At 57.4% G+C, this 594-nt stretch carries 1 protein-coding gene; it reads left to right on the forward strand.

The annotated features are described in order from the left end of the window. The first annotated feature begins 240 nt into the window (after positions 1-240). Entirely contained in the window at positions 241-525 is a 285-nt protein-coding gene (locus ACFPOB_RS31105; protein ID WP_377801994.1) for a PAS domain S-box protein, read from the forward strand. The last annotated feature ends 69 nt before the right edge of the window (positions 526-594 follow it).

The raw sequence follows: 594 nt of genomic DNA on the forward strand, positions 1-594 counted from the left end.
CCACCATCGCCTCCGCGACGGCCTTCCTCTACGCAGCCGCCGCCATGGTTCTTATCCGCCGCATCGCGCGAGCGTCATGAGTTCCGGGACGGACTCTAAGTCGCTAAGAATAGCAGTACAACATTTGGCATTATCGCAACGTTAACCAGAGCGGGGCATATATCCAGACGGGGGCTTACAGTGGTGAGGTTCCCGGTGCGGCCGCACCGATCTGGCAATTATGCTGTGCGGGGAACTATCTTGAGCAACAGCGGTTTTCTGGCCTCTTTGAAGGGCGCTTCGCCTGAGCTCGAAGCGATCAAGCGAACGCAGGCCGTTATCGAGTTTGATGTGTCCGGTAACATTCTGGACGCGAACAAGCTTTTCCTCGACGCCATGGGCTACAGTAACGATGAAATTCGCGGCCGACATCACTCCATCTTTCTGGAGGCGGGTGAGCGCGAGAGTGCGTCCTACAAGTCGTTTTGGCAGAAGCTCGGGGCCGGGGAAGCGCTTCTGCAGATTCCGACGCGACCGGCCGGGTAATCCAATAATTAACCGGCCACTGTTCCGAGAATTAACCGGTCGGGATTCCGAGAATTATCCGGCCAGGGC

Origin of the sequence: Allobosea eneae, assembly GCF_042657265.1 — a bacterium.
Taxonomy (GTDB): Bacteria; Pseudomonadota; Alphaproteobacteria; order Rhizobiales; family Beijerinckiaceae; genus Allobosea; species Allobosea eneae.